Raw genomic sequence first — 8654 nt, forward strand, 5'->3', positions numbered from 1 at the left:
GTATTGGAGGCAGAAAGTAATGACAGAAAAAATCGGATCGCGTGAAAAAGTCGCGATTGTAACGCTTGGTTGCGAAAAAAATCTTGTGGACTCGGATATGATGTCTCATTTAATAGATGAGAAGGGTTATGAATTGGTAGAGGATCCTTCCGAGGCAACGGTTGTCATTGTAAATACGTGCGGTTTTATTGACGCGGCCAAGGAAGAATCCGTGAATAAAATCTTGGATATGGCCGAGTTGAAGGAGTCCGGCAAGCTGAAATCCCTCGTTGTCGCGGGATGTTTGACCCAACGCTATAAAGAAGATATTTTGCAGGAGATCCCGGAGGTAGACGGGATTGTGGGAACCGGTGAATTCATGTCGATCACCAAGATCATTGAAGAATCGCTGGCGGGTAAAAAGCCGATCTATGTGGGCCATCCAGCCTTTACATATGAGGAAGTTGTGAAGCGCAAGGTAAAAGCGGATACATATACCGCATATCTGAAAATTGCGGAAGGCTGTGACAATGCCTGTACGTTCTGCAGTATCCCGTTAATGCGCGGTGCTTTCCGCAGCCGTTCCATTGAATCGATCATGGAGGAAGCCAAACACTTAGTCTCTCAAGGAATTGTAGAGATCTCCTTGATTGCGCAAGATTCCACAAATTATGGTACAGATCTCTACGATGGCAAGCATATGCTGGCTACTTTGCTGAACCGTTTGTCTGAAATCGAAGGCTTGCAGTGGATTCGCCTGCACTATGCGTATCCAGGCTTCTTTACTGATGAATTGATTGAAGTCTTTGCTACCAATCCAAAGGTATGCAAATATATTGACATGCCGCTGCAGCACTCGGAGGATGCAATCTTGAAACGGATGCGCCGCCCTGGACGCCAGCGTGACATTCGCGAGCTGGTTGCCAAGATCCGTGGACAAGTTCCGGATGTGGCTGTGAGAACCTCGCTGATCGTTGGTTTTCCAGGAGAAACCGATCAGGATTTTGCGAACTTGTGCGAGTTTGTAAAAGAAATCAAGTTCGATCGCCTTGGAGTGTTCACCTACTCAAACGAAGACGAAACCCCTGCAAAACGTTTGCCGGATCAAGTGGATGAAGAGGTCAAAGAGAAGCGGGCAAACATCTTGATGGAGATCCAGCGTGAAATTGCGGCGGAACGAAATGGCCGATTTGTTGGCAAGGTTCTCCCGGTATTGATTGAACGTTACGAAGGACGCAATGATATTTTTGTAGGACGTTCGCAGTATGATGCTCCTGAAATTGATGGGGAAGTATTCGTTACCGGGTTCAAGGGCCAACTGGGGACGATCGTTAATGTGAAAATTACGCATGCCTACGAATATGATTTGGCCGGGGAGGTAGTCTAGTTGAATCTCGCCAACCGCATCACACTCGTCAGGATTTTTCTGGTCCCTGTTGTCATGTTTTTCTTGCTCGTGCGCTACCAGTTCGGGACCTTCGAGATCGGCAGTATTCATATGACCTATAATGAGTTGATCGCGGCATTGGTCTTTATCCTTGCTGCAAGTACCGATGGCTTGGACGGTTACATCGCACGGAAACGTAAGATTGTGACGAATCTTGGCAAGTTTCTAGACCCATTGGCGGATAAGCTCTTGATTTCTGCAGCGCTCATTTCCTTAGTGGAGATGCAGCGGCTGGAAGCGTGGATTGCCATTGTGATTATCAGCCGTGAGTTCGCCGTGACGGGCTTGCGTCTTGTAGCAGCGGCAGAGGGGCAAGTGATTGCGGCAAGTGCACTTGGCAAGATAAAGACATGGATTCAGATCATCGCGATTACCGCACTGATGATCCGTAACTTTCCCTTTGAAACGGTGGGGATTCCATTCGCCGATATTTCCATCTGGGCCATGGTAATTATTACGATTTACTCCGGCTACGATTACTTCATGAAGAATCGTAATGTGATCCAATACTCATAAGAAATGTATGAAAGATTGGGATGAGTGAGTATGAGAGCAGAAATCATTGCGGTAGGGACAGAGCTGTTGCTTGGACAAATCGCCAATACCAACGCCCAGTATTTATCGCAAAAGCTGGCCGAAATCGGGGTCAGCGTATATTACCATACGGTTGTGGGAGACAATGCAGAAAGATTGTCCCAGGTCATTCGAGATGCTTCCGCTCGTTCAGAGATCATTCTCTTTACGGGCGGTTTGGGTCCAACGCAAGACGACATTACCAAGGAAACCGTTGCCTCCTATGTGGGATGCAGCTTGCATATTGACGAACCTGCCATGCAGCGAATAGCTGCATTTTTTGAGCAACGCGGCATCATCATGACCGAAAACAACCGCAAACAGGCCCTTGTTCTGACAGGCAGCACGGTTTTTCCCAATGATACAGGCATGGCGCCGGGGATGGCCTACCAGCAGGATGGTCGAGCCTATGTGCTGATGCCAGGGCCGCCAAGCGAGTTATATCCGATGGTCGAGCAGTATGTGCTGCCTTATTTGGTGAGCCTGCGGCCAAATAAGCAAGTGTTCCACTCCAAAGTGCTCCGTTTCTTTGGGATCGGGGAGTCCGCATTGGAGGAAAGATTGTTGGATCTGATCGAGCAGCAGTCCAACCCGACGATCGCTCCTTATGCGAAAGAGTTCGAAGTGACCATTCGCATCACAGCCCGTGCTTCGGATACGGAGGAAGCCAATCGGTTAATCGCACCAGTCGAAACGGAAATCCGTAATCGGGTGGGACAATTTATTTACGGGGAAGGCGAATCTTCCTCTTTGCACGAGGTCCTGGTAGAGCAGCTGAAGCAACGGGATGAGACCATCGCGTTTGCCGAAAGCTGCACGGGCGGTACGCTCTCGTCTCTGATAACCTCCGTACCTGGAAGCTCTAGCATTTTCCGCGGAAGCATCATATGCTATAGCAATGAGGCAAAGGAACAGCTTCTGCATGTTCCGGCGGCGGTATTACAGGAAAAAGGCGCGGTCAGCGAGGAAACGGCGCGTATACTTGCGGAGCAGATCAGGATGAAGATGGGGACTACATACGGTGTATCTGTTACAGGAGTAGCTGGCCCTGATTCGGTGGAAGGAAAACCGGTGGGGTTGGTTTACATTGGACTTGCTGGGAAAGGCTTTGATACGATTGTCAAGCAAGTGCAATTAGCAGGCCGACGTCATGCGATCATTGGGCGTACGGCAAAATTTGCGTTATTCCATGCGCTGCAGCGTTTAAAAGAAAGGTGAATCAAATGACAACATTTTCGGAACTAGCTTTACATAAAAGCATTTTACAGGCAGTACATGATATGGGCTTCGAAGAACCATCACCGATCCAGGCAGCTTGCATTCCCAAGGTGCTTGAGGGAGGAGACTTGATCGGTCAGGCGCAAACCGGGACAGGAAAAACGGCAGCGTTTGGAATTCCTTTGATCGAGCGCATGACAACGGCAAATAAAATCCAGGCGATAGTGTTGACCCCTACCCGTGAATTGGCGATTCAGGTAGCGGGGGAATTGCGCCGGATTGCAAAATACAAAAAAATCCGTACGCTTCCGATCTATGGCGGACAGTCGATCAGTCATCAAATCCGTGCATTGAGACAAGGGGTTCAAGTGGTAATCGGAACGCCTGGACGTGTACTCGATCACTTGCGTCGTAAAACCCTTCAGCTGGATGGGGTTTCCATGCTGGTGCTGGACGAGGCAGACGAAATGCTCGATATGGGCTTTATTGAAGATATTGAAACCATCATTAAGCATATGCCTGAGCAGCGTCAGACTCTACTGTTCTCGGCGACGATGCCTGCGGAGATCAAACGTTTGGCGACGCGCTATATGAAACAGCCGCAAACCATCGCGGTCAGCCGGGAAGAGGTAACCGCTCCGCTGATTGAGCAGGTTTACTATAAAGTGTTCGATCGTAATAAAATGGATAGCTTGTGCCGCATTCTCGATAGTGAAGATGTGGAGCTTGGTATTATTTTCTGCCGTACCAAAAAAGGTGTGGATGAATTGTCGGAGGCGTTGCAAGCTCGCGGCTATTTGGCGGATGGCTTGCATGGGGATCTCTCCCAGGCGCAGCGGGATAAAGTGATGAAATCGTTCCGCGAAGGCACGATCGAATTCCTGATTGCAACGGATGTGGCGGCACGCGGGATTGACGTAGGCAATGTCTCGCACGTGATTAACTATGACATTCCGCAGGATCCGGAAAGCTATGTCCACCGCATCGGCCGGACCGGACGCGCAGGACGTAAAGGAATTGCCATGACTTTGGTGACTCCTCGAGAAATGCGTCAAATGATGATCATTCAAAAACAAACCAAGGCTCAGGTGGTTTCTCGCAATGTGCCAAGCCTGGAGGAAGTGGCGGAGCGCAAACAGGAGCATCTGCGTGAGCAACTCGTAGAATTGATCGAAAGCGACGCCATCGCTGATATGTATGTGAAGGTTGTTGAATCGCTGGGGACCGATTATGCCCCTGAAAAAATTGCCGCAGCAGCTCTGCATCTGTCCTTCCACAGTGACCTCGGGATGAAAGAGGAAGAAGAAGTCTACGACTTTGGCGAAACGGGTGCGGCAAAAGGCATGGTTCGTTTCTTCCTGAATGTTGGCCGCAACGCGAATATGAAACCACAGGATCTCGTAAAAGAAATTTCCGAGTCCGTGGGAATTCCTGGGAAAGCTGTAGGCAGAATCGATATTTTCGAGAACTTCACCTTTGTGGAAGTGCCGGAAGAAGTTGCTCCTTTTGTCTACGAATCCCTTCGTCAAACCCGCATCAATGGCAAACGGATCAATCTGGAGCCTGCAAAACCGCGCAGCAAGCGCTCTTAAGAAGAAGGAAGCCATCCAGCATGCAGTTCGTGCTGGGTGGTTTTTTTTGTATGCGAATATTTGTTCGTAAAAAATACTTGGCAAACGCTTCTGTCTCGATGTATGATGATTACAAGAAACGAAACGTATTCGAAAGGGAGTGTCAGTGTTGTCTGATCGTCGCGCTGCATTAGAGAGTGCTTTACGTCAAATAGAAAAACAATTTGGTAAAGGTTCCATCATGAAATTGGGAGATATGGCTAACGTACAGGTCTCTACGGTATCTACCGGTGCGCTGGCTCTTGATATTGCATTAGGTGTAGGCGGTTTTCCACGTGGACGTATTATTGAAATTTATGGGCCAGAGTCTTCCGGTAAAACGACCGTAGCCTTACATGCGATCGCCGAAGTCCAAAAACAAGGTGGACAAGCAGCATTTATCGATGCGGAGCACGCGCTTGATCCGGTTTATGCCGCAAAGCTTGGCGTAAATATTGAAGAGCTCCTCCTGTCTCAGCCGGATACTGGTGAGCAAGCGTTGGAAATCGCGGAAGCGCTCGTTCGCTCCGGGGCCGTCGATATTATCGTAGTGGACTCGGTTGCTGCTTTGGTGCCAAAAGCAGAGATCGAAGGCGAAATGGGTGATTCCCACGTTGGTTTGCAAGCGCGTCTGATGTCGCAAGCATTGCGCAAATTGTCTGGTGCGATTAACAAATCGAAAACAATCGCCATCTTCATTAACCAGCTGCGTGAAAAAGTAGGCGTCATGTTCGGAAATCCGGAAACAACCCCGGGTGGACGCGCGTTGAAGTTCTATGCAAGCGTACGTCTCGATGTGCGTAAAGCAGAATCCATCAAAGCGGGTAACGATGTTGTCGGTACCAAAACAAAAATCAAAGTCGTAAAAAATAAAGTAGCCCCACCATTCAAAACAGCTGAAGTTGATATTATGTATGGAGAGGGGATCTCCAGAGAAGGTAGTATCTTGGATATCGGTGCGGAAATCGATGTCGTGGCCAAGAGCGGTGCTTGGTACTCCTTTAACGAAGAACGTCTCGGTCAAGGCCGTGAAAACTCGAAGATCTTCCTCAAAGAAAATCCGGCGATCGCCAAGCAAATTGAGGACAAAGTGCGTGAATATTTCAGCTTGAACCCAGGCTCCATTCCAGCTACAGAAGCGGTTGTTGATCCGGAGCAAGAAGAAGAACCGGAATTCGATTTTGAATAATCAAAGACCCGTGCAGCCTGTCACCTGACAGGCTGTCCTTGTTTCGCAGGGAGGAAGTGAAGGTATGACAAGCGGGGTAATCACCGCCGTACATCAGGATAGCAAGCAAAAGAAAAGATACCACATCTACATTGATGACTCCTTAGCGTTTTCTGTTCATGAGGACATTCTCGTCAAATATCAATTATTTAAAGGCAAGGAACTGGAAGATAAGCAGTTTGCTGAAATATTGATTGCAGAAGAACGCAATAAGGCTTATTTGCAAGCATTACGGTATTTGGGGATTCGCCCTCGTACATCTGCTCAACTGGAGCGATACCTGATTGAAAAAGGACACGAGAAGGAAATTGCCAAAGAGGTTTGCGACCGATGTGAGCGGCAAGGTTATATCGATGATGAAGCATTTGCCAAGCAGTGGGTGCGTGAAAGACTGAAGTGGAAGCAGCGCAGTGCCTTTGCGCTGCGGCGAGAGCTACAGCTAAAAGGAATCAGCAGCGACATCATCAACTCGGTCATCCAAGGGATATCACGAGATGAGGAATTGGATGCAGCACGCAAGTTTGCGAACAAACGGTTAAAAGGGGAAAGCCGTCCAGTGGACATCCATCATGAGCGAAAACTGTTGCAGGCGTTGGCAAGAAATGGCTTTTCGACGACGATCCTGAATCGCCTTCGCTCGGAATGGAGGTCAGGTGAAGGAGCGGACGAATGTTGAGAAGGTGCAAGCTTCTTGACAACTCTTGTTTGCAAATAATAAAATAGGTGTGTATTTACGTGGTGTTTCATACATTTTTCGCTATTTCTTTCGCTAATTCGCAAATGGAAAAACTGAACAACCGTGCATATTTGTACGGATTCAGCGGACCGAGTAGAATCGGTCTTGTTTTTTAGGCTACCTTTTCCTTTGGAAAGTTGCCATCAACCTGTATCGTCCATTCATACGGACAAGCAGCGGGAGCAGTGTACAAACAGGAAAATGAATGCTTGGAAAGCGGGGAGATGTCGCAAAGCAGGGAGGTGAAATTGAATAGTGTTAGCTGATCCGATTGTCATTTTAGTATTGCTCGTCGCACTTGCTATTGGCTTTGGGGCAGGATATTTGATCCGCAAATCGATTGCAGAAGCGCAGATTTCTGGCGCGGAAAACGCTGCGAAGCAAATCGTCGAAGATGCGCATCGCGAAGCGGAAGCAGCGAAGAAGGAAAAGATCCTGGAAGCGAAAGACGAAGTGTTTAAACTTCGTTCGGAAGCTGAAAATGAGTTGCGCGATCGCCGAAATGAAATCCAGCGTCAAGAACGAAGAATTCTGCAAAAGGAAGAATCACTTGACCGCAAAATGGAGCAGTTGGAGCGAAAAGAGGGCGAACTCGCCGAGCGTGACAAAGCCATTGCTGAATTGCAAAGCAAGGTAGAGCAATTATATAAAGAGCAAGTGACCGAATTGGAGCGTATTTCTGGTTTGACGCAGGAGGAAGCGAAGAGCATCATCCTGTCTAACGTCGAAAACGAAGTACGTCACGATATGGCGATCATGATTAAGGAAATCGAGACGCAAGCCAAAGAGGAAGCCGATAAAAAGGCTCGGGAGATTATCACGACCGCCATCCAGCGTTGTGCAGCTGATCACGTGGCAGAAACAACTGTATCGGTTGTTACCCTGCCGAACGATGAAATGAAAGGCCGCATCATTGGACGTGAAGGCCGTAATATTCGCGCTTTGGAAACGCTGACCGGTATTGACTTGATTATCGATGATACGCCAGAAGCCGTTATCCTTTCCGGCTTTGATCCGATCCGCAGGGAGATTGCCAAAACTGCATTGGACAAACTGGTTGCAGATGGACGTATCCATCCAGCACGAATTGAGGAAATGGTGGATAAAGCTCGTCGTGAAGTGGACGAGCGAATCCGTGAATACGGTGAACAAGCTACCTTTGAGACAGACGTACACGGCCTGCATCCTGACTTGATCAAGATTTTGGGACGTTTACGCTATAGAACCAGCTACGGCCAAAACGTACTGAAACACTCCATGGAAGTCGCTCATCTCGCCGGTCTTATGGCAGCAGAGATGAAGGAAGATGTGAAGCTGGCTAGACGTGCAGGGCTTCTGCACGATATTGGGAAAGCTATTGACCATGAAGTGGAAGGTTCTCATGTTGAAATCGGTGTTGAATTAGCGAAGAAATATAATGAGCACCCTGTAGTGATCAACAGTATTGCGTCCCACCATGGGGACACAGAGCCAACTTCTGTCATCGCAATGCTGGTCGGTGCAGCAGACGCATTGTCTGCAGCTCGTCCGGGGGCCCGTCGTGAAACGTTGGAAACGTACATCAAACGCTTAGAGAAGCTTGAGGAGATCTCCGAATCCTTCGAGGGTGTCGAGAAATCTTTTGCCATTCAAGCAGGACGTGAAATTCGTGTGATGGTGCAACCGGAACGAGTCGATGATGCAGAAGCGGTCCGTCTCGCACGGGAAATCACGAAACGCATCGAAAGTGAACTCGATTACCCAGGGCATATTAAAGTTACTGTCATCCGTGAAACGCGGGCTGTCGAGTATGCAAAATAAAGCGGCTAATGGCCGCTTTATTTTTTTTGTGCGCCCAGCATGGGCGATAGCTATAGGGTGAAA

General features: G+C 48.6%; 7 protein-coding genes. All 7 read left to right on the top strand.

Annotation, left to right across the window (positions count from 1 at the left end; all coding sequences use genetic code 11):
* Nucleotides 1–19 precede the first annotated feature (19 nt).
* The gene (gene rimO / locus EIZ37_RS18575; RefSeq protein WP_134686274.1) at nucleotides 20–1366 is read left to right on the top strand and encodes a 30S ribosomal protein S12 methylthiotransferase RimO; all 1347 of its coding nucleotides are present in this window, start codon (nucleotides 20–22) and stop codon (nucleotides 1364–1366) included.
* On the top strand, nucleotides 1367–1942 hold the full coding sequence (pgsA, locus tag EIZ37_RS18580; RefSeq protein WP_134686275.1) for a CDP-diacylglycerol--glycerol-3-phosphate 3-phosphatidyltransferase: 576 nt from the start codon (nucleotides 1367–1369) through the stop codon (nucleotides 1940–1942).
* Between the two features lie 30 nt (nucleotides 1943–1972).
* Complete coding sequence (locus EIZ37_RS18585; RefSeq protein ID WP_134686276.1) at nucleotides 1973–3217, top strand: competence/damage-inducible protein A; 1245 nt, start codon at nucleotides 1973–1975, stop codon at nucleotides 3215–3217.
* 5 nt (nucleotides 3218–3222) lie between these two features.
* A complete protein-coding gene (locus EIZ37_RS18590) occupies nucleotides 3223–4809 on the top strand; it encodes a DEAD/DEAH box helicase (protein ID WP_134686277.1) in 1587 nt (528 codons plus the stop codon).
* 148 nt (nucleotides 4810–4957) lie between these two features.
* Entirely contained in the window at nucleotides 4958–6016 is a 1059-nt protein-coding gene (gene recA, locus EIZ37_RS18595) for a recombinase RecA (protein WP_134686278.1), read from the top strand.
* Between the two features lie 64 nt (nucleotides 6017–6080).
* Complete coding sequence (locus tag EIZ37_RS18600; protein ID WP_134686279.1) at nucleotides 6081–6731, top strand: RecX family transcriptional regulator; 651 nt, start codon at nucleotides 6081–6083, stop codon at nucleotides 6729–6731.
* A gap of 315 nt (nucleotides 6732–7046) precedes the next feature.
* The gene (rny, locus tag EIZ37_RS18605) at nucleotides 7047–8591 is read left to right on the top strand and encodes a ribonuclease Y (RefSeq protein ID WP_407921152.1); all 1545 of its coding nucleotides are present in this window, start codon (nucleotides 7047–7049) and stop codon (nucleotides 8589–8591) included.
* The last annotated feature ends 63 nt before the right edge of the window (nucleotides 8592–8654 follow it).

Origin of the sequence: Brevibacillus migulae (assembly GCF_004521915.1) — a bacterium.
Lineage (GTDB): Bacteria > Bacillota > Bacilli > Brevibacillales > Brevibacillaceae > Brevibacillus_F > Brevibacillus_F migulae.

Coding starts and splice junctions, on each gene's coding strand:
- EIZ37_RS18585 (WP_134686276.1), top strand. CDS start 1,973: ATGAGAGCAGAAATCATTGCGGTAGGGACAGAGCTGTTGCTTGGACAA.
- rimO (WP_134686274.1), top strand. CDS start 20: ATGACAGAAAAAATCGGATCGCGTGAAAAAGTCGCGATTGTAACGCTT.
- EIZ37_RS18590 (WP_134686277.1), top strand. CDS start 3,223: ATGACAACATTTTCGGAACTAGCTTTACATAAAAGCATTTTACAGGCA.
- EIZ37_RS18600 (WP_134686279.1), top strand. CDS start 6,081: ATGACAAGCGGGGTAATCACCGCCGTACATCAGGATAGCAAGCAAAAG.